A 21,246-nucleotide genomic window follows, 5' to 3' on the forward strand; every position below is an offset into this window, starting at 1 on the left:
TCCTCACAAAAATCGAGCTTTCATTCTATTCATCCAAGTTATAATGATAGTCCTTCTGAAAATCGATATTCTCACCGACTCTTGAAAGTAAATACATTTTATAAGCAACATAAGCATTATATTCAATTCTTTCAACCATATCGTATGCTTTCTCCAGCGACTTATCTGCCACTACAAGGCCATGTCTTTCTAATAATAGTCCAGCAGGTATTTTTTCTGCATCTCGTTCTGCAATCGTTTCTCTCACTAATGCTGCTAATTCAGGTGAAGTTGCCGGCCGATAGTCTAAACATGGTATATCACCGATTTTTTGAGTAGCTTCTGTAATATTTGGCATATCTTTTCCCATACTTGCCCAAACCATGGATTCCTTTGCGTGCGCATGAATGACACAGTTAATGGAAGGATTCTCTTCATAACAAGCCATGTGCATATTGATCTCTCTTGTTAATCTTCCTTCTCCCTCGATAATATTTAACTCTTTATCTACTACTAAAATTTGAAACGGACTTAAATCACAACGATAGTTTTGAGACATTAAAGTAGGTGTCATAATAAAATGTTCATTACTGACCCTTAAACTAAGATTCCCTCCAGCTGCATTCGTTTGAAATCTATCAAACATTGTCTTTACAATTTCACACATTGTCTTTCTTTCTTCTGAATATAGCATTATATCACCTCATATATTTTTAAATTTTTTTCAATAAACTCAAAATCATCTTTATTTATTTGACAACTGCTGTAATGCTGCACTTTACTGGCGGAACAGAGGATTCCCCACTTGATTCTGTATGATATATCATATCCATTTGCAACTCCGTAAATATAACCGGTCACAAAAGCATCCCCTGCTCCTGTATCGCTCTGCACCTCTACTCTAGGAGGGACAGCTTGATAAAATTTGTTTTCCACCTTATATAGTGCGCCTTCAGAACCTAGACTGCATACTGCATTTGGCACTTTTTCACAAATGCGATTAAATTTCAGATGAATAGGTTCATCGCCAGGAAATAAATCATTAATCTCATGCTTATTCGGTTTCACAAAATCTATATTTTCTTCGATTGCTACAGTTAAATATTCACCTGCCACATCACATGCAACATAAGCCTTTTGTTCCTTTAACAGGCGAATAAGATACCTGAAATCCTCAACAGAAAATCCTTGTGCCGGCTTTCCAACAACAGCAATATCCTCCGAATGAATGTTTTCTTTGATATAGGCATACAGTTTTGCTTTATCGCTATCTGAAACCTTTAATCCTCTTTCTGTTATCATATAACTGCCGCCGCTGTTATTAATCACAATAATACTTTCCCTGGTTCGTTGATCAGGTATGTTGATAAATTCATGATTCATGTGGTATTTATCAAAGATGGATACTAACTCTGCTTTGTTTAACTCCCCTGAAAACCCAGTTGCCTTATTAGGTGTATCTCCAAGCTGTTCCAAAATAGCTGATACATGCGTTGGCTTCCCGCCAAGATCAACATACTTTTCTCTGGTTATATTATTTTTTTCAAGGGTCAGATCACCTTCAAGATAAACAATTCTGTCTATTGCAGGATTTGGTGTAATCGTATAAATCAAATCATCCCTCCTTTCTTGCCAGCTTTTCTCTCATCTTCCCTAATCTATTTTTATATGCTGAGAATAAAATATCCTCTGCATATAACTTCACTAGAATGCTAATAATAAAAGCCATAAACCACATGCTTATATCTTTTGTGAAAAAACCAATTACCATTAGCAGAAACGCTAAGACAACCATAAAGGACCAAAACAGCTTCGATTTTAAAATAAAATTCAATGGTCTCACTCTTTCATGTTTATATTATTTTTCTGCCTTACTAAAATACTTTTCATTGTCTCTCTTTCTTCCAAAGTAGAATATAATGAACAGCCCAAGCCATACGACAGCACCTAAAATCCCCCACCATTCTCCTGCCATTGCATTCGCAAACACTAATTTAAATTCACCATTTTCAATTGTGCTCCATGTCAGCATGCTGCCGGCTTCTACATTTACTGATCCTGTTTCATTTGCCAGCCTTGTAATATAAGGGGCAAAGTATGTGGAAATGTATAAGAAAACAGGTGCTGTAATGACGCCATATATAATAGACCTTACAAGGTTCCCTCTGGTTAGCAGGACTACTGCTACACATACAGAAAGGTTAACGATACCCCCAAATGGCAATACAGCATTCCCCGGTAATATGACGGAGAACAGCAGCAACACAGGGATAATAACAATTGCAGATACCCAGATTTCGTTTCTGCCCGCTAAAATCGGCCAATCTAAACCAATAAATATCTCTCTATCACCAAAACGTTTTTTCATAAACTCAGAAATTGCATCGGAAATAGGTGATAACGCTTGCATAAATAATTTAGAAACCATTGGAAATAAAGTTAAAGCTGTAGCTGCTTGAATCGCTAAAACAAGTGAATCTTGTATACCATAGTTAGCTGCCAGTCCTAATAAGAAGCCAATAAGCCCACCCATAATATGATTTTCCGCAAATACACCAAGCTTATCTCTTAATGCCTCTGCATCCATCTTTTTATTTAAGAAAGGTACTTTGTCCATTAATTTATCGATTGGATAAAGTAACGAAGCAATAATTGTCATATGGTGCGGTACAGTAACTCCTGGTATTCCAGTAAGATCTTCTATTTCCTTTCCCCAGATGTCGCCGATCTTCAGCTCGATAATAACCTGAATGCTGGCAACAACGAAACCTAAAACCACGCTGCCGGAAAGAAACATAACTAAAATGGCAGTGAATATTTTTCCCCATACATTCCACATATCTACATTAAGTGTTTTGGTCAGCTTGAAGGCCAGCATAACAATATTAATCCCTACCGTAATTGGGAACATAAGAAATGCTAAAGGCCACGACCAAGTAATAGCTGCAGCTGTCGTCCATCCACCGTCAACGGCATTTAAATTAATACCTGTATTTTCAGCAAATGATTGCGCAGCGGGACTAATAGAGGCCAGCATGAAATCAACAACTAATGACATACCAGAAAAGGCTACTCCAAAAATGATTGCTGCACTTAACGCATCTTTAAACTTCATCCGTGCAATGAGTCCGATAACTAGCATAATTAAAGGGACAAACACGGGAGCACCCATGTCTAAAATATATTCAACAATATTTTGCAAAAAGTCCATCTGTCTTCTCCTTCCTTTACATTTTAATTTTTAAGGATTTGAATCAGCTTTTCTGTCTCTTCCTGAATCCCCATACCAGTCAGGAAAGCAATCCCATTCAGCATGGGAATATCATATTCTTTACCGCCTTTTGTAATAGAAATATAGACATCTGCCGATTTAATATAGCTGTTTAAGGACTTAATATCGACTGCCTCTACATTTGCTTTGATTTTATTTTCATCTAAAATCCTTTTTACCTTTGAGGCTACTGTCTGACTTGTTGCTACACCACTTCCGCAAGCTACGATAACATTTTTCATTTTAATTTCCTCCTGTTAAAAAAGTATTTAGTTTTTTCTCAAGCTGTTTTGTATCTTTTTCCTCGAAAATTATTTTGGAGAATTCCTCTGTCTGGAAAAGCTCCATTAAGGTTGAAAGCAATATCGTCTGGTTCTTCGGTTCTGTAATTCCAAGGAAGAAAATAAGCTTTACACTTAATTCCTCACTGGCGTTTCCCATGTTTTGAAATTTCAGCTCATTCTGCAGTTGAACAAGGTAAATAAAAGGAGTTTTTACATGAACAGCATCCGTATGCGGGATAGCAATATTACAATAATTTGTTCTTAAGCCGGTAGGAAAACTGTACTCTCTTTGAATCAGGGTATCCTGATAAGAATCTCTCACATAATCCATTGTTACCAGGTCCTGAGCTACCTCTTCAAAAAGCTTTTCCCTGCTTGGATAAGGGTGATTCAATTTCATTAATCTGGAGCTAAATAAGCTCTTGAATTCCATCTTTGCGCCTCCTTTCGATGAGCTTAAATGCGTCTTTATCGGTAGAATTATATAAAGTATCCATAAACTCAATATCCATAAAAAGACTATTTAACTGTAATAATTTTTTCACATGAGAGTTATCTTTATTAGGAGATAAACATAAAACACAAGTCTTTATCCTGGGATTGACCACAAGCTGAAAGTCTTCACAATATGCACCATCGTTATGATGTGCATGAGGCAAGTAGACTTCCGGACCAATCAGCATAGATTCATATTTCTGTTTGAAGATGTGCAAGGCTGCACCTGTATACGCAGGTGCAATGGATTCTCGTTCCTGCATTTTCTCCAAGCCAATTTGCGCCATTTCAAAAATATTATTCACGTGGACAATGCTGACCTGTTCCTGTCTTAAAATTGAATAGCTTGTATCTGTATTTTCTTTGTCATCCTGAAAGAAACGATGTGCTTTCTCCTTGATATCCTCAAACTTTTCTTCTGGTATGACGTCACGCAGAAAATTCATTAATTGTTTTGTTTTAATACTTGGATTGGCAACAATATGGTTCTCTACCTTATTGATAAATTCTTTTCGCTTTTTTTCATCGAAAAGATTGACCATAACAAAAATTTTCTTATCTGTCTGAAGCGGAGCGGTAGTAAAAACAATATCGATATCTGGATTCTCCTGATAAAATCGCCGCTCGCTATATGTTCCCAGGAAATTGATATTTGGGAACATATCCTTCAGCTGTACATTCATTAATTCAGATATGGAGTGACCACTCTGACATACGACAATTGCTGTGACTTCTTTATTATTCTGATAAGCATCATTGTTGACCTGATACATATGTCCAAGCACAATCATAGAAAGGTAAACAATTTCAGCTTCACTAAGAGTTATCTTTTTATACTCATCTACAATTTCCTTAATTACTTCATATACGGGATAATATCGATTAATAAAGTTCTTTTGTATAGGATTTTCAAGGGTTAAACCCAATCGTTTCCTGATTAAAGCAGGGCTTAGATGCTGCATTAATTTTTTCTTAAATTGATTATCCTGGAAGTTGAATGCCAGCCTGTCCTCCAGCTTTTTAATAATAAAGAAAACAAATTTTTCTACTTCCGTTTCACTTGCCAGGCTTGAATCCAGGTCAATTCGATTAGCTCCCAGGAAGATTAAAGATAAATAGGTCAAATCCTGCATTGATAAATTGGGATATTCCCAAAATAATTCTTGAATTTTTTTGAACTCACTCGTCTGATTCAATTCTTGATACTTAATAGACAGGCTCCATTCTTCTTTTATAACGCTTGCCCGTTTAATCATGATCAGAATAATATAAGGAAGCTTTGATAGATATTCATCACTGAGCGTGATGTTTATCTTTCTTTCAAGCTTTCTGATTCTTTCCGTGAGCAGAAAATACTCACCTTTGGCATGAATCGCTCTATCTTCCAAAAGATTCCTTCCATTTGGGTATAAAAATAACCTGTCTATGATATTAATCAGTTCAGCTCTGATTCTGACTTCATCCCCTGCTAAATAGAATCCGTCTTTTCGTGAGTATTCGATAGAGATCTCATCATCTTTTATTTCGCTGTTAATTACTTTAATGTCATTCGTAAGTGTATTTTTGCTGGCCAAGCAATGGTTTGAAAGCTCTAATAAAGATAAATATTCACTGTCATCCAGCGCAACCTTTAAAAATGCTATATCTCTCCTTACCTCTGGTTTAAATATTGGAGTCATTTCATCAATGGGAATATGGTAATGACTAGCAATATTTTTACTGTGTTTGTGGGGAATATAGATAATTTCATCATTGCTTAAAATAATATCTTGATGGAACTGTGAATTGATTTTACTTTTTAGCTGCTCTAGTTCTTCACAGGTTAAATTATAAGAAGTTAAAAGCTGCCGGATGCTGAGATGATTCTCTTTTAGCAATTCACTTATAATTTGTTTTTCTGAGTGCTTCATTCCGCCACCTCCCATTTGTGCACAACTTCATTATAAGACAGAATATTTCGCCATACGTGGCTATTCATCACAACTTCGATTTGGTCTGTTTTATTTTTGTGATGAGGTACAGACAATAATTTTTCCTTTTATCACTCCTCATGCCATTAGATATGCTTACTATGTAATTCTAAAGAGTTAATTTTCATTCCATTGGGGCATTATCTTGGACTATAAGCTCAGGTAAAACATGTAGCTGCACGTATACAGATAAAAAAAGGATCTACACTTTACTATTTGTGCAAAAGAAAAACCGGGCAAAATTCACCCAGTTCATTTCTAATCATGATTTTTCAGATACTTATAACTTAATAGATAACCTTCCTCATAAGAATGATAATTAATTATACTGTAATTACTTTAAATAAAGCACTATGTAAAAAGCGAAACCATTAGTGGAGCACTTATAAAAATACCAGGATGACAAAGCACAAAACAGTGTAAGTAAAATCGAATTAAATTGTCTCATTTACTTACACTGTTTTTATTTGAATTTTAAAAGCTATTTATAAACACTAATTACCATTTCCGAGACTTAATCTAGTGAGTAAACTTGCTACTGTTGAACCTGTCACAACTGAAGTTCCGAATATTCCAAATCATTTAATAAAATTAACAGGAATGTTTTAACACGTGAAGAACATCTGCTTCATTTAATTCTTTTAAATTACCAATTGGTCCAAATTCAACACATTTTTTTGCCATTTCATCAAATCGGTCATTGGGAATATCTAATTGAGATAAGCTTGTCGGCATTCCAATTTCACTTAAGAATTTTTCAAAACGTCTGATTCCTTCTAAAGCAATCTCTTCCTGATTATCAAAAGCAAGGTCCACATCCCAAACTCTAACTGCAAATTGAACAAATCTATCTAGATTTTCATTCTTCACGTATCTCATCCAAGCTGGAAATAATGCTGCCAACCCTGCACCATGAGTTACATCATAAATTCCGCTCACCTCATGTTCAATCATATGCGTTGCCCAATCTCCAACTCTTCCAGTATCTAATAAACCATTATGCGCAAGGGTTCCTGCCCACATGATTTCAGCTCTTGCAGCATAGTTATCTGGATCTCTTAATAAGATTCGTCCATTATTGATAACGGTCTTTAGAGCTGCTTCACATAATCTGTCTGTTAAGTCTGTTTGGTTGACATTTGTAAAATACCTTTCAATAATATGCGACATGATATCTGTCACGCCGCACATAGTTTGATATTTTGGTAAGGAATAGGTTAATTCAGGATTTAATATAGAAAAAGCAGGCTTAATGACGTCTGTATCTAATGGCCTCTTATACCATCCATCCTCATTAGTAATAACAGAGCTTCCGCTTCCTTCACTTCCAGCTGCTGCAATCGTCAAGACAACACCAACTGGCAATGTTTGCTCTGGTGTTGCTTTGTTTGTATAAAAATCCCATACATCTCCATCATACAAGACACCTGTTGCAATTGCTTTAGCAGAATCTATTACACTTCCGCCGCCTATTGCAAGGATAAAGTCAATATTTTCTTTTTTACACAATTCAATCCCTTCACGAACCAGTGATAATCTGGGGTTGGGTTTAACTCCGGACAATTCATGAAATTTAATCCCTTCTTCCTCTAAAGATGTGATGATCCGGTCGTATAGACCAGTTTTTTTGATGCTGCCCCCTCCATAGTGCAGAAGGATATTTTTACTGTATTCCTTCACTTCCCTGCCGGCTTGTAAATGTGTTTCTTTACCAAAAATTACTTTAGTCTTGTTTTCAAAAGTGAAATTTTCCACTTTAGCCTCACCGACCTCTTCATATATTAATTAAAGCAGTACCTGTCAATAATGTTAAATACGGCCCCTAAATTGTCCCTCAAAAAATCACTGTAAAATAGACCCGCCATCAATAATTAATTCAATTCCTGTTACAAATTTCGATTCATCAGAAGCCAGGTAAAGCACACCATAAGCAACATCTTCTGATTGACCAAGTGTATTTAATGGGATACCTTTCAGTGCCGCTTCTCTTCCTTCTTTATTCCCTTTTCCTACAAAGGCTTCTACCATCGGTGTTTCAATGGTTCCCGGGTGTACCGAGTTTACTCGGATACCAGAGCCCGCATAATCCAGCGCCACATTCTTGGTTAACTGTCTGACAGCACCTTTGGATGAATTATAGGCTGGATTTCCGATGCCATAAATGCCGGAAAGAGAGGAAATATTGACGATACTTCCACCGCCTGATTTTTTCATTTCCGAAATAACAGCTTTGGTACCCAGGAAAACTCCCTTGGCATTAATATCCATGATTTTATCCCAGCTTGAAATGTCCATATCCTCTATATTTTGGCTGATCTGCCCGGTAATACCGGCATTATTGACTAAAATATCTACCTTTCCAAATTCCTTCATCGTAATTTCCACAACAGTGTGCCAATCTTCTATAGAGGTTACATTATGTTTTATAGGTAAAGCTTGTCCACCCTCAGATTTAATTTCTTCGGCAATCGCTCCTAATAGTTCATCATTTAAATCCGTTATAACTACCTTAGCTCCTTCTTTCGCAAACAATTTTGCTTCAACTGCTCCTTGTCCTCCTGCTGCACCCGTAATTATTGCTACTTTGCCATCTAATCGACCCATTTTTTATCATCCTTTCTAAAAGAATAAGTATTTTTTGAATGAGTTGTTTCTAAAGTTGTGTATTGTTATTATACCAGTAAATAATACGCTTACATAAAATTGTGATTTAGAATAATTTATTTAAATTTACGGAAAATCATATAGTGACTCCCCATATTAGCAATTATCACAAATCAAAAGGTGATTATATTTTGTAAAAGCAATTAAAAACCCTCTATATAGAGGGTTTTATCATCTTAGTGTAACATTAATCGTTTCACTATCAAGCATAACTAACTACTTTATAATTCTTTTTTATACTATTTTGTTCCTTAAATACATCCCCAAATCCTTAAAAACAAACCCTCATAATCAATATCCGTAAAATCGGTGACATCCATCTCATATAAATATCCAAGAGAAAAACGGTCATATCCCCTCATTTTACATCTTTCTATAAACTCACCATACTCCAGCAAATTATCTTTTCTCACATCATCAGAGAGGACATCTCCTTTATGGTAAGCCATCAACAAATGCCCCGGATGCCTGCTGTCTTCCAGATCTCTTTTTTTCTGTCTGTCGTATAAAACATCTAAATCCGCTGTCAGACGAATAGTCATTACTTGGTAATTATAATGCTGAACCAGATACTCCAAACGATCCTTTTGCTTTGTGCTGAATGGATAATCTGATAACACATAATCCCTTTGTTGAAAATGCTCCTCCATTTTTGTATAGTAGTCATCCACACTTTTTTTATTGAGTACTTCTTTTTCCTCCTGGTTATTAAACCCGAACACGTCCCAATTCTCCTCTTTTATATCATCCAGTGATAACATTTGAAAATCAGGAAACCTCTGTTGTATTTTTTTTGCTAAAAAGGTCTTCCCAGTTCCCGGATAACCGCCTATTAAAATAAGTTGGCTCATTTTATCTATCCTTTACTATATAGATAGCTCGATTTCTAAGTGGTGCCTGTCTCCCCGGTAAAACGTAGAGACAAATTCTCTTGGTACATTATTAATATCGTAGGATACACGTTTTATCTGAATGATTGGACTCCCTATATTTACCTGAAGAAGGTCAGCAAGCTTCTCTTCAGCAAGAATAGAATAGATTTCCTGATTGGCATAGGACCATTGTATATTATAAAAATTTTTCAGGAATGCTCTCAATGACTCTTTTGAAAAGTCTCTATTATATACTTCTGGAACAAAATCCTGCTCATAATAATTAAATTCCAGATAAGAAGGTTCTTCATCTGCACACCGTAATCTCTTCAGGCAAATTATAGGAGTCTTTATCTCAACCTTCAGTCTTGATGCAAGTTCATCATTCGCCGGCTGAATATTTACATCAAGCGTATGCTTACTTACTATTGCAGAATCCGCCTGATTCTTCTTACTATAGCTGATTACTCTGTTTAAATCATTTTTAGGTTTCAGGGCTGTAACAAATGTTCCAATCCCTCTTCTTTTTCTGACTAATCCGTCGTTTGCCAGCATCTCCATTGCTTTTCTGGCTGTTGCTCTGCTCACCTGGTAGCTTTCCATCAGCTCACTTTCAGCAGGAATCATGTCACCGATACGATATTTCCCATTCATAATATCCTGAAATAATAAGCTGTATATTTGATAATACAACTGCTCTCTTCCACTGAAATCTAATTTATTCATATTCCAACCTCCCTGGGCACCTTATTAATCCATCCATTCACCACCTGCCAGATTAATAGATTGACCAGTTAAATAACTTGAATTATCCGTTAAAAGAAATATGGCAGCATGTATTACATCTTTTATTTCTACCAGTCGGTGCATTGGAATATTTTTCTTAAAGTAATCCATTACTTCATCTGGTTCAATATCCCGTTTTTTTGCATAATCATATTTTAATTTTTCCCACATCTCTGTATGAACAATTCCCGGGCAGAGGGAATTTATACGAATACCTTTGTCTGCAAATTCTTTCGCAATCGATTGTGTTAACCCCATGACTCCAAATTTACTTGCGCAATATACCGTCTGCCAGGAGCTGGCTTTCTTCCCGGACAGGGAAGCCATATTCAGAATTTCCCCGCCCCCGTTTTTCAACATTTTTTCTACCGCTACTTGGCAGCATAAGAATGTTGCTTTCAAATTTACATTTAAGGTTAAGTCCCAAAACTCCTCTTCACTTTCAAGAAATGGTTTCATTTGAGAGACTCCGGCAGAATTAATCCAAGAAGTAATCAATCCCAGTTTCTCCTCCACTTCATCCGTCCGCTCATGAATCTGCTTTTTATTTGTCACATCACATGGAAAAAACTCGGCACTTCCTCCTGAAGCTCTTATCTCTTCAACGACTTCTGTTCCTTTTGCTTCATTAAGATCAAAGATTGCTGCCTTTGCACCTCTATTACAAAAATCTTTAGCCAGTGCTGCTCCCATGCCGCTGCTCCCACCAGTGATTACAAATACTTTTCCATCTAATCTCTCTGTATTCATATGCTCACACTGCCTATCTCAAGTACTCGGAAATACTGACAGGATTATCCTGCGGCATCACCTGTATATATACATTTACCTTTTTGTCCAGAAGCTCATTAAATCGTTTCTTTTCCTCCTCGTTTGTTGAAATATTTTTATATAAAACGGTTCTATCCTTTCTTGCTCCCATCCCTCCTACATCTATTTCCTCAATATTTATACCGTTATCTACTAAATAATTTAATACTTTTGGACCTTTTACCAGCAGGATAGTGGGTGCATCTAAACCCTGCTCAAAAAATCGTACGCCATCCTCCTTTGTAAAAATACCGATCGCTATTTCTTCCGGCACAGCCATTTCCAGTACTTCAATCATATATTCATCATTAGCCGTGTCATCATCTACAATAACTACCTGCTCTGCCCCTCTATTTTTTATCCAGGCTGTCATAACCTGCCCATGGATGAGCCTATCATCGATTCTTGTCAATACTAAGTTTTTCACGTTTACTTTTCTCTCCTTCTTTAAATAATTTCACCTGAACACCTAATGAGCTTTCACTTGTCACTTTATCAACCAATTCTGCTAAGCTTTTATTATGTGATTTTTCAAAACACAATGTCAGTAGCATTGGTAAATTCATCCCTGAAATTAAACTGATCTTATACTGCTTCGCCAAGTATGCTGCACTTTGAAAAGGAGTGCCCCCTGGTATATCAGATAATATAATTGTTTCTTGTTCATTATCTGTATGATTCTCTTTGATGGACTCCGCCAGCTTTTCCCGAAACTCTTCCGGTGCTTCGCCTTCATTTAAAGATACTGCCTTAACGCCAAAGTCTTCTCCTGCTACCATTTTTAAGCTTTGCAATAAGCCTTGGCAAAAATCTCCATGACTGATTAATATAACATCGACCATACATTCACCCCATTGTTATCCGTTATATCCTAAAATTCCTAAATAATAGCCGACAATCCCCAATACGAATATTGCCAGTATAATCCAGCCGGTATTGACTTTTCTTTTCAACATCCACCAGACAAATAGTGTAATTCCTAATGGGATTAATCCCGGTGCAAGGGAATCTAAAACACTTTGAAAGGTGGTCGTTCCTTCTCCGATATCTATTGATAAAGGAGTCATCACTTTGACCAGACTGGCTGCTAATGCTCCAACTACCATTAATCCCACTATGCTGAAGGAATTAATGATACGGTCGATCGTTCCGCTTTTCAGTATTTTAAGCAGGGATGTCTTTCCTTGCTTATATCCAGTGAAGAACATCATGTAACCGCATCCATAAATTAGTAATTCAAAAATTAACACTGCCAAGATCGGACCTAGATAACTTCCTTCTAAGGCCAGCGAAACACCAATCCCGAAGATAACTGGGAAAAGAATTCCTTGCATCACCGTATCTCCAATACCAGCTACAGGTCCCATTAGCCCTGTCCGGACTGAGTTAATATCATTTTCGCCTATATCCTGTCCGTTGGCGCGCGCTTCCTCCATCGAGCAGGCTATACCGTTAATAATTGGACCAATGGTATGCGGCTCCGTGTTATAAAAGATCATATACTTTTTCAGCTCTTCTACTTGCTCATCCTTGGTATCATATAATTTTCGTATCGGTGTTAACATGAGATTGGCAGATCCCAAGGCTTGTAATCTCTCATAATTATAACAAGATTCAGCGGATGTAGACCATAACCATGTTTTAACCAAGGTTGCTTTTGATAACTTTTTCGTATATTCCTCTGCCGGCTGTATCGCATTTGCATCTCCAGTAACGGTAACCGGATTGATTTTTTTATCTACAGTCAGCCGTTTTACTGTTTTTCCTTTCTTTTCTTCTGCAGGTTTGCTGCTATTATAATATAAGATAATAGCTATAACCGCCGCGAATATGGAGACTCCTGTTATTCCCAGGCCAGAGTATACAGTAAGGAAGAAGCCACCAATAAACCATGGAAGAAGCTTTTTCTTTCCTAAATAATTCAAGAGCATGGCAATACCAAGAGCTGGCATAATACCCCCGACAACCTCTAAAGCACTGATAACACTTTCGGGAACCGTTTCTATTAAATTCTGTGCCCAGCTGCTTCCCGAGACAACCAGCAAATAGGCCGGAACACCATATAATATAAAAGCTACAAAAAATGAAGGCACATAATTCATCAGTCGCACTCCACGCAGATTACCTTTTTCCAGTAATTTATCTGCCCGATGGATCCATGCTGCATTTACAGTCATATACACTTGATTTAACAATAAGCCAAACATACTGAATGGTATGGCAAAAGTGATAGCCAGTGTCGGCTCTGCTCCAGATAATAATGTCATAGCAGTACCAAATACACCAGCAACGATTGTATTACTAGGCATTGTACCCCCTGCTGAAATCCAGCCCAGATAGATTAATTGTATATTTGCTCCGGCTAACATTCCCATCATTGGATCGCCCATAAATACTCCGACAAGCGTTCCTGTTACTAATGGATATACCAGACATTTGGTGATAGGCCCGAAAAACCACCATTGTCCTAATGTTGCCAGTAAAGCTATCAATATCCCTGATAAAACCATTTGATTCACCCCTCTAATGGATTAATTTAATATTCTCCGCTCAGATAAATCATTACTTTACCTTTTTTAGAATGTATAAGATTCTTTAATTCGGTTCCAATTTCGTCCAAATTGAGCTCGGCACTGATAATTTTCTCCGTATTAATTTTCCCTTCTTCTAATAAGTTAATTGCTCTTTGGGAGGTGTGCGGATTTAAGTAAGATGTATAAATACTTAACTCCTTTTTGTAAGCCTCAAATTGATTAAAGCTTACCAATTCATCTGGATTACCTAATCCAAATAGGAGTACCTTCCCTTTTTTACCTGCTATCCTTATTGCCTGATCCATTGTTGTTTTCAAGCCAATACATTCAATGACATAATCCACATTTATTTCTTGACTGATTTCTTCAATCTCCTTATCACTTACTGCCTTTGAAGCTCCTAATTCGATTGCCAGCTTTCGCTTCTCTGCTTCTTTCTCAACCACAATGATTTTTGCTGCACCAGAAAAGGTGATTAACTGCAGCATTAGGGAGCCTATGGCGCCCATACCATACATAACAACTGTTTTCCCGCTCTCCATTTCTATTAGATCCATTCCATGAACAGCGCATGATAATGGCTCCGTAAAAGCAGCACTTTTCAAATCAAGCGAATCCGATATAAGGTAGACATTTTTCTCTGGAGGGTATACATACTCACTAAATCCTTTTGCTACCCCATGCCGTTCATGGCAAAAGTTTGGAAATCCCTGCTTGCACCAATTACATTTTCCACATCCATAACTGGGATCACAGGCTACACGGTCTCCCGGTTTAAATAAGGTACAATCAGGTCCAACTGCTTCAACAACGCCTGAGCATTCGTGTCCCAGGATTATGGGAGGGATGACCACACTTGCACCATTCATCCCTTGGAATTTGTGAATATCTGTCCCACAGAGACCACACCAGGCAACTTTAATTTTCACCTCGGACTCTTTTGGTTCCCGATTTGGAATATCTCTTACTTCATATTTATAATCTCCAATATAAAATCCAGCCTTCACGATGTATTACCTCAACCTTCTATATTTTTGAATAGCTGTATCTTCCTCTCAACAATTTCTTCAATCACTTCTAATCCGGGAATAATATTATTTCTGCTCGATACATTTTCTTTGTTCTTATCGTACAATTCCTTTGATTTTTGATTCCATCCAACTAACAATTCCGTTCCTACATTAAATTTTCTAATACCTAAATCGATGACTTTTTTAACGTCTTCATCTTTAACTCCTGTTCCACCGTGAATAACTAATGGGATACTTACTGCATTTCTTATCATCTCAAGCTGTTCAAAATGGATAGATGTTTTCGATTTATATTGTCCATGGTTGGTGCCGATAGCGACAGCAAGTGCATCAATTCCAGTCAGCTCAACAAAATCAGCAGCATCCTTAGGGTTTGTTAATTTTACTTCATCCTGACTAACAACAATACCTTCCTCGGCACCACCAATCGTTCCTAATTCAGCTTCGACACTTACTCCAAATCTTTTAGCATACTCTACCACACGCTTTGTCCCCAAAATATTTTCCTTCAAGGGAAAGGAAGAGCCATCATACATAACGGAGCTGAATCCAGAATCAATTGCCTGACGGATATCATCAAAATTTTTAGCATGGTCCAGGTGTAATACTGCATCGACACCATACTCATCCGTCATTGATTTACAAACCGCCACCAAATTTTGATAGCCGATATAATTGGCTGTCCCGCTGCTGACTTGAACAATGACTGGTGATTTCTGTCTGTATGCAGCCTTGATAATTGATGGAAACATTTCTAAATTATGCGTATTAAAAGCCCCTATTGCCATATTTAAATCATCAGCTTCTTGTAAAACTTCTTTTAATGTGACATACATGATTTATTAATCCTCCAACCTGCTTATTTACTTCAAATACTCTGTAAACTCCGGATAGACCTAAACGTCCGGATGTTATAATATCTAAATATACGTATATTTATTAATTTCATTATATAGTAATAAAAACGTTTTCAGACGCTGATTAAGTGAAAATGTTTCCCGAAAAATCAGCTAAAACAGGTAATTTTGAAAACTTATTCATCATATTGCCCCTTTGTTTTTCATAGATTGCTGATGACAGAATTAGGAGGATTTAAGATGATTATCCAGCTGGATAAAGAAATTTACGAAAGGCTTTCTGAATCTGAAGCTCTTGTAATAGATTATATAAATCAAAATGAAGATAAAATTCCGGTGATGTCGATTACCAACATTGCTGAAAAATCGTTCACCTCTTCAGCTACCGTTTCCAGAACCATACAAAAATGCGGCTTCTCTGGCATTTCAGAGCTGAAATTCAAAATTTCAGAACAAAAACAAAAAAAGGGAGAAAACAATTCACCTTATGAAGTCAATAAAATTTTGGCAAAGTCTTTCCGCGAATGCACGCAGACAATAGACAACATAAGCACTACAGCGATACTCGATACGATTAAGCTTATAGAAAATGCCAATCGCGTATACATTTTTTCAAGAGGATTTACAGCTCTGGTAGCAGAGGAGTTCCAAATGTATTTACAGCTGGTTGGGTTTAATACGGTGATTGTAAAAGATGTTATGTGGATGCTTAATGCAGGGAAAATTGTGAAAGAAGGAGATTTAGCCATTTTTATTACAATTCAAAGTACTACTCCTGAATTGGCACGTGCTGCAAAGGCTATTAAGATGAATAATGCTAAAATGGTTACTATCTGTTGTAAACCGGGAACAAAATTAGAGGAACTATCAGATATAACCATTCTTGGACATACCGAAAATATTATGAAGATTAAAGGATTAGATGTTTATTCCAGAATCCCTTTAAACATCATTACCCGGACAATTATAGAATATATCAGTAAATGAATAGATTTTCATAATGCTTTCTTATTCCTTCTATTATGGAACCATTTACATTGCAAAATTGAGTACAATTATATTAGTAATGAAATCCCCACTATAAATGGCAAGGAGGTAATCAAATGAGTATCCTTTCGATCGGCCAGGCAGTTTATGATATAACTTTCCCCGCTGATACACCGATTGTTGAAAATCAAAAATACCGGATACCGCAAAGAATAGAATGTATGGGAGGGCCTGCTGCAAACGCTGCTTATTTGTGCGCATTATGGGGAAGCAGGACTTCACTTATAGCACGTATTGGAGTGGATTTATTCGGCCAGAAAATAATAGAACAATTAGAGACTGCCGGTGTTAATACTGCCTCATTAAAAATGAATAATCAGCTGGCTACCAGTATCAGCTGTATCATTGTTAATCAGCAAAATGGGCATCGGACCATTCTAAATAACCCTTTGCCCCAGGAAAACTTTGAGATAAATTGGCCGGATCACTCACCAGACATCATTCTCATTGACGGGCATGAAAAAGAAAGTATTCTTAAAGCAGTTGAAAGATACCCGCAGGCAATTACACTCATGGATGCCGGAACTTTTAAACCGGAGCTTTTAGATGTTATTAAAGCTGTTGATTATCTGGCCTGTTCAAAAGATTTCGCCTATCAATATTCTGGAGTAACCATTGATATGAATGACGAGCAAACCTGGCAGGATACCTTTTCCAGACTGGAGGAAATTAACACAAACACGATCGTGGTTACCCTTGGGGGCGATGGGTCTATCTACAAAAGCGAAGATACTATCTACCACATTCCTGCTTTTTCTGCAGATGCTATTGATACTACCGGAGCAGGAGATATATTTCACGGTGCATTTGCCTACTGCTTAGATAATAATTATTCATTAGAGGAGACTATACTGATTTCTTCACTAGCCTCTTCTATTTCTGTGGAAACGCTTGGCGGACAGCTCTCCATTCCGACTTTAGAGAGTGTTCGGAATCGAAAAAGAGAAAGAGGTGTGGAACTAAATATTTAGTAACCTCCCATTTTAACAGATAAAACATTGACTAAGAGTTGCAATATAAACTATGCAGATAAGGAGGAGTTTGTCCCGATACCCTTCTTATCTGCACAGTTTTTTTTAAAATAAGAACTCCTTAGCTCTGACCGTATCTGTCGAGCTTGACATCAATGGACTCTATCCCTTTTTCTACAAATACATTATACAATTGTGCCTCCAAACTTACTTTCTCACATCCTCCCTATGTGTAATCCTTCTCAAAATGGGTATTAAATCTATAAGCAGTTTTATAGAAACAAAGGAAGGAGTCATTTAACAATGGATTTTTCAGCATGGGTTTTCATCTTATTTGCACTAATTATCCTGGTAATAGCGATTATCATTATACCGCTTGTCCTATTTGCCTACATATACTGGAAGGATCGCAAACAAAAACAGCATGCCATTTTGCGCAACTTCCCGCTGCTTGGCAAGATGCGGTATATTCTGGAAAAGGCCGGTCCAGAGCTCAGACAGTATTTATTTGATGAGGATACCTCCGGAAAGCCCTTCTCCCGTGATGATTACCGTGACATTATTATGCCTGCCAAATATCAGAAAAATATGATCGGCTTTGGTTCCCGGCGTGATTTTGAGAAGGCAGATTTTTATGTGAGAAATGCTATGTTTCCTAAACAGCAGGAAGAATTAGATGTAGATAATACAAAACAGATTGATTCTAAAATTTATGCCGTAAAAGAAGATAATTTATTAAGCCGAAAAGAGAAATTGGAGAATAAACAAATTCAGCCTTGGCTTTTAAACGACAAACATACAGTAGTTATTGGCCCGCACTGCAGAGAACCTTTTCGTGTAAAGGGGCTGATTGGTATGTCTGCGATGAGCTATGGCGCATTAGGTGAGAATGCAATTTCTGCCTTGTCTAAAGGAATTGGCATGGCCGGCGGCTCCTGGATGAACACTGGTGAAGGCGGCTTATCTGACTATCATTTAGCCGGCAATACAGATATTATCGCCCAAATTGGTCCCGGGCTTTTTGGCGTCCGTACACAAGCTGGCGATTTCAGTTGGGATTTACTAAAGAAAAAGAGCGAAATTACGCAGGTTAAAGCCTTTGAGTTGAAGCTTGCGCAAGGAGCAAAAACCCGCGGAGGACATGTCGATGCAGAAAAAGTAACAGAAAAAATTGCTTCTATACGTAATGTTGCACCCTATCAGGAGATAGACAGTCCGAATCGTTTCCATGAATTTGATGATGTTCCATCTATGTTTTCTTTTATCGAGCAGATTCGTAATCATACAGGCTTACCAGTCGGTATTAAATTAGTTATCGGCAGCCCGGATGCATTAGAGGACATTGCCAGTTATATGAGAGAATCCGGGACGGGGCCGGATTTTATTACGGTAGATGGTTCAGAAGGAGGAACAGGTGCAACCTTTCAGGAGCTGGCAGACCGGGTTGGCCTCCCGATTAAATCTGCGGTTATCATTGCAGACCAGACATTGAAAAAGTACGGGGTTCGTGACCGCGTTAAATTAATCGCTTCCGGAAAGCTTTTTACGGCAGACCGGGTCGCCGTTATTCTTGGTATGGGCGCAGATCTTGTTCAGATTGCCCGGGCATTCATGATTACAGTCGGCTGTATTATGGCGCAAATCTGTCATACCAATCGCTGTCCTGTTGGTGTAGCAACAACTGATCCAAAGCTGCAAAAAGCACTTGTTGTCGATGAGAAGGCCTACCGGGCATTGAATTATCTTGTTACGCTCCGTGAAAGTCTGTTTCGTATATCAGCAGCTGCGGGCGTCACTTCACCAACACTGATTCAATCATCACATATCCAATATAAAGATGACTATCAGCGCGTTTGTTCATTGGATGATTTGATTGCGAAAGATTTTCCCGTTTCTGTTTCTAATTAACCAGGATTTTTTCATGTGCAGTTTTTTAGCGCAGCCTTCCCTTCTTTTATTATTATAAAATGAAATTTCCTTTTGAAGGAGTGATTGCTTTTCTCTCAAAAAACCCCGTGGTTACTCACTCCTTGAAGGCTGCGGTTCAAACTGCAAAGCATACAAACCATACAAACCGGTAATCTTCACCTTCTGCCCTTCCTTCAATTCAACATCAATATCCGGCTCCAACGGGTCAATCAAAATCTCAAAAACCTTTGGCTGTTCTCCTTCTTCAAAAATCTCCAGGTAGCCCATTCCAGAATCCAAATCAGTTACAACGGAATAGTTTCCAGGTTCAATATCTTTTCCGACTTCTGAAATACCTGCTGTTAATTCATTAGAAATATTTGTCTCTTCCGGAATCAGGATCAGCTCGTCAACTCCATCCACATAAACCGTATGAGAACCATTTAAATCTACAGTTATGCTGCCTACTCCATAACTGCCATCCAACAATGCCTCGATAAGAAGTATACCTTCTTCGTCATATACGAGCACTCTTCCAGATTGAGGGGAACCGTCAAAACCCATACCAATGCTGTATCTGCCTTCCGGTGGAATAATTTCTTCTCCGTCTCCCGAGACGGGACCGATAACAATTTCTTCTGCTTCTGTATTACTGCGATCAATGGATTCGTACATCGTATCACTGACCTCACCGACAATTTCTTCTCTTTCTTCTCCAATAATTTCATTATTTTCCTGATAGCTTAATACCTTCTCTGATCCAGAGGAGTCCTGACTGCAGCCGGTCAGTGCAAAAAAACAGATTAGAACAATGAGGAAATACATCCGTTTCACTTCATCCACGCCCCTTCCTCATAGCATTAAAGACTTTCCATCTTCATGATAGTATTCTTCATAATATTCCGCTGTTCCGAGCGGTCCAATCGTTAATTCTTTTTCTTCAAAAGCAGACAGTCTGGTAATCCACGCATTCTTTTCCGTCTCATCCAGATTTGCGATCGGAATGCAGCATAGATGCTTTGCAATATAGAGATGGTCCCCTGGTAAAGAATCCTTTAACGCTTCATACTGTTCAGCTGATAGATCTATTTTGATAAATTTCTCATCTGTACGGCTGAAATCCTGCTGGTGAATAATCTTACCGTCCTTTAAATAAAGAACCCTGTCTGCGTATAAATCCAGATTGGAAAGCAAATGTGATGCTACAAATATAAGCTTTCCTTCTTTTTTCATCTGTATCAGGTATTCTGAGATGAGGGCAACATTTGCTACATCCAGTCCATTCATTAATTCATCCATCAGCATCACAGGTGTATCCGCAGACGCAACCATGGCAAAGCATAGTCGCTGACGCATCCCCAAGGAATATGTTTTCACCTTCTTTTTCACATACCCTTCCATATGGAGCTGTTCATAAATCTTCTGCACATGGTCCGTGTTTCCCTTCCACATATTTGCATACAGCTTCATATGATCTACACCGCTAAGCTCTTCAAATAAATCACTCTGTTCCGGAAAGGTTGTCAGCTGCTTATGAATTGCTATTTCATTTCTTTCCGTCTTATATTGCAGCTTGTCATGAAAAATAACAGTACCTTTATTGGGTTTTAAAAAGTTAGAAATCACATGAAATAACGTTGTTTTACCAGTTCCATTCGGGGCAACTACGCCAATGATTTCTCCGCTTTCTGCCGTAAGTGAAAGGTTATCTAATACTACTTTATCTTTATAGCTTACCGAAATATTGTCCAGCTTCAGCATGATAAA

The 21,246-nt window shown here is 37.7% G+C and carries 22 protein-coding genes; 3 read left to right on the forward strand and 19 right to left on the reverse strand.

All coding sequences use genetic code 11. From position 1 onward, the window contains the following. Window positions 1-25 precede the first annotated feature (25 nt). From BN1068_RS09575 to BN1068_RS09655, 17 genes are all read right to left on the reverse strand, one after another. The gene (locus BN1068_RS09575; RefSeq protein ID WP_077602633.1) at window positions 26-673 is read right to left on the reverse strand and encodes a class II aldolase/adducin family protein; all 648 of its coding nucleotides are present in this window, start codon (window positions 671-673) and stop codon (window positions 26-28) included. Further along, entirely contained in the window at window positions 673-1,593 is a 921-nt protein-coding gene (locus tag BN1068_RS09580) for a 1-phosphofructokinase family hexose kinase (RefSeq protein WP_077602634.1), read from the reverse strand. The genes BN1068_RS09575 and BN1068_RS09580 overlap by 1 nt, the downstream gene beginning before the upstream one ends. Before the next feature lies 1 nt (window position 1,594). Beyond that, window positions 1,595-1,813 (reverse strand): hypothetical protein, encoded by a 219-nt coding sequence (locus tag BN1068_RS09585; protein ID WP_077602635.1) that lies wholly within the window; start codon window positions 1,811-1,813, stop codon window positions 1,595-1,597. A 24-nt stretch (window positions 1,814-1,837) separates the two neighbouring features. Next, the gene (locus BN1068_RS09590) at window positions 1,838-3,190 is read right to left on the reverse strand and encodes a PTS galactitol transporter subunit IIC (RefSeq protein WP_077602636.1); all 1,353 of its coding nucleotides are present in this window, start codon (window positions 3,188-3,190) and stop codon (window positions 1,838-1,840) included. A gap of 23 nt (window positions 3,191-3,213) precedes the next feature. Beyond that, on the reverse strand, window positions 3,214-3,492 hold the full coding sequence (locus tag BN1068_RS09595; protein ID WP_077602637.1) for a PTS sugar transporter subunit IIB: 279 nt from the start codon (window positions 3,490-3,492) through the stop codon (window positions 3,214-3,216). Between the two features lies 1 nt (window position 3,493). After that, window positions 3,494-3,967 (reverse strand): PTS sugar transporter subunit IIA, encoded by a 474-nt coding sequence (locus BN1068_RS09600; RefSeq protein WP_077602638.1) that lies wholly within the window; start codon window positions 3,965-3,967, stop codon window positions 3,494-3,496. Then, complete coding sequence (locus BN1068_RS09605) at window positions 3,945-5,939, reverse strand: BglG family transcription antiterminator (RefSeq protein WP_175637121.1); 1,995 nt, start codon at window positions 5,937-5,939, stop codon at window positions 3,945-3,947. The genes BN1068_RS09600 and BN1068_RS09605 overlap by 23 nt, the downstream gene beginning before the upstream one ends. 651 nt (window positions 5,940-6,590) lie before the next feature. Further along, the gene (locus BN1068_RS09610; RefSeq protein ID WP_077602640.1) at window positions 6,591-7,754 is read right to left on the reverse strand and encodes an iron-containing alcohol dehydrogenase; all 1,164 of its coding nucleotides are present in this window, start codon (window positions 7,752-7,754) and stop codon (window positions 6,591-6,593) included. An 87-nt stretch (window positions 7,755-7,841) separates the two neighbouring features. Beyond that, window positions 7,842-8,603 carry an SDR family NAD(P)-dependent oxidoreductase gene (locus BN1068_RS09615; protein WP_077602641.1) on the reverse strand — a complete coding sequence of 254 codons (762 nt, stop codon included), beginning with the start codon at window positions 8,601-8,603 and terminating at the stop codon, window positions 7,842-7,844. 311 nt (window positions 8,604-8,914) lie between these two features. Then, on the reverse strand, window positions 8,915-9,514 hold the full coding sequence (locus tag BN1068_RS09620) for a P-loop nucleotide/nucleoside kinase family protein (RefSeq protein WP_077602642.1): 600 nt from the start codon (window positions 9,512-9,514) through the stop codon (window positions 8,915-8,917). A gap of 15 nt (window positions 9,515-9,529) precedes the next feature. Then, entirely contained in the window at window positions 9,530-10,261 is a 732-nt protein-coding gene (locus BN1068_RS09625; protein ID WP_077602643.1) for a GntR family transcriptional regulator, read from the reverse strand. 24 nt (window positions 10,262-10,285) lie between these two features. Next, window positions 10,286-11,071 carry an SDR family NAD(P)-dependent oxidoreductase gene (locus BN1068_RS09630; RefSeq protein WP_077602644.1) on the reverse strand — a complete coding sequence of 262 codons (786 nt, stop codon included), beginning with the start codon at window positions 11,069-11,071 and terminating at the stop codon, window positions 10,286-10,288. Window positions 11,072-11,084: 13 nt separating this feature from the next. Then, on the reverse strand, window positions 11,085-11,558 hold the full coding sequence (locus BN1068_RS09635) for a PTS sugar transporter subunit IIB (RefSeq protein ID WP_077602645.1): 474 nt from the start codon (window positions 11,556-11,558) through the stop codon (window positions 11,085-11,087). Next, complete coding sequence (locus tag BN1068_RS09640; RefSeq protein ID WP_077602646.1) at window positions 11,527-11,973, reverse strand: PTS sugar transporter subunit IIA; 447 nt, start codon at window positions 11,971-11,973, stop codon at window positions 11,527-11,529. The genes BN1068_RS09635 and BN1068_RS09640 overlap by 32 nt, the downstream gene beginning before the upstream one ends. Before the next feature lie 15 nt (window positions 11,974-11,988). Beyond that, a complete protein-coding gene (locus BN1068_RS09645; RefSeq protein ID WP_077602647.1) occupies window positions 11,989-13,641 on the reverse strand; it encodes a PTS system mannose/fructose/sorbose family transporter subunit IID in 1,653 nt (550 codons plus the stop codon). A gap of 26 nt (window positions 13,642-13,667) precedes the next feature. Continuing rightward, entirely contained in the window at window positions 13,668-14,672 is a 1,005-nt protein-coding gene (locus BN1068_RS09650) for a zinc-dependent alcohol dehydrogenase family protein (RefSeq protein ID WP_077602648.1), read from the reverse strand. An 11-nt stretch (window positions 14,673-14,683) separates the two neighbouring features. Beyond that, a complete protein-coding gene (locus tag BN1068_RS09655) occupies window positions 14,684-15,532 on the reverse strand; it encodes a class II fructose-bisphosphate aldolase (protein ID WP_077602649.1) in 849 nt (282 codons plus the stop codon). A gap of 261 nt (window positions 15,533-15,793) precedes the next feature. Between BN1068_RS09655 and BN1068_RS09660 the strand changes: the two genes are divergently transcribed. From BN1068_RS09660 to BN1068_RS09670, 3 genes are all read left to right on the forward strand, one after another. Next, window positions 15,794-16,540, forward strand: a complete 747-nt coding sequence (locus BN1068_RS09660) for a MurR/RpiR family transcriptional regulator (RefSeq protein WP_077602650.1) — start codon at window positions 15,794-15,796, stop codon at window positions 16,538-16,540. A gap of 116 nt (window positions 16,541-16,656) precedes the next feature. Then, window positions 16,657-17,571 carry a carbohydrate kinase family protein gene (locus BN1068_RS09665; RefSeq protein WP_077602651.1) on the forward strand — a complete coding sequence of 305 codons (915 nt, stop codon included), beginning with the start codon at window positions 16,657-16,659 and terminating at the stop codon, window positions 17,569-17,571. Between the two features lie 303 nt (window positions 17,572-17,874). Next, on the forward strand, window positions 17,875-19,479 hold the full coding sequence (locus BN1068_RS09670; RefSeq protein ID WP_077602652.1) for an FMN-binding glutamate synthase family protein: 1,605 nt from the start codon (window positions 17,875-17,877) through the stop codon (window positions 19,477-19,479). Window positions 19,480-19,590: 111 nt separating this feature from the next. Here BN1068_RS09670 and BN1068_RS09675 read toward each other — a convergent pair whose 3' ends face one another. Together BN1068_RS09675 and BN1068_RS09680 are read right to left on the reverse strand one after the other, a co-directional pair. After that, window positions 19,591-20,322, reverse strand: coding sequence for a hypothetical protein (locus BN1068_RS09675; protein ID WP_077602653.1), 732 nt, complete (start codon window positions 20,320-20,322; stop codon window positions 19,591-19,593). 9 nt (window positions 20,323-20,331) lie between these two features. Beyond that, window positions 20,332-21,240, reverse strand: a complete 909-nt coding sequence (locus tag BN1068_RS09680; protein WP_077602654.1) for an ATP-binding cassette domain-containing protein — start codon at window positions 21,238-21,240, stop codon at window positions 20,332-20,334. Between the last annotated feature and the right edge of the window lie 6 nt (window positions 21,241-21,246).

The organism is Oceanobacillus sojae (assembly GCF_900162665.1).
Taxonomy (GTDB): domain Bacteria; phylum Bacillota; class Bacilli; order Bacillales; family Amphibacillaceae; genus Oceanobacillus; species Oceanobacillus sojae_A.